Source organism: Oleiphilus sp. HI0061 (assembly GCF_001635675.1).
Window position 1 is genome coordinate 1 of sequence record NZ_LWFE01000741.1, and the last position, 359, is coordinate 359.

The window sequence follows — 359 nt, forward strand, 5'->3', positions numbered from 1 at the left end:
CTGACCCAACGGTACAGTTCGATTCAGACCAAGACGGTATTGATAATGCGATAGATAATTGCCCAGTTCATTACAACCCTGTACAGAGTGACCTGGATGATGATGGTCGCGGTGATCCTTGTGACCTGGATCGCGATGGTGATGGCGTTAACAATGATCTTGACGCTTTCCCTTCAGATGAAACAGAAACAGAAGATACTGACAATGACGGTGTAGGTAACTCAGAAGATACTGATGACGATAATGATGGTGTTGCCGATGATCTGGATGATTTCCCGACTGACCCGAATGAAATTGTCGATACCGATGGCGATGGTACCGGTGACAATGCAGACAGCGATGATGATGGAGACGGTACA

1 protein-coding gene is annotated in these 359 nt (G+C 46.8%); it reads left to right on the forward strand.

Going from position 1 to position 359, the window contains the following annotated elements; all coding sequences use genetic code 11:
* Positions 1 to 359: thrombospondin type 3 repeat-containing protein (locus tag A3735_RS09170; RefSeq protein WP_197485787.1), on the forward strand; the 359-nt coding region annotated here is incomplete at both ends.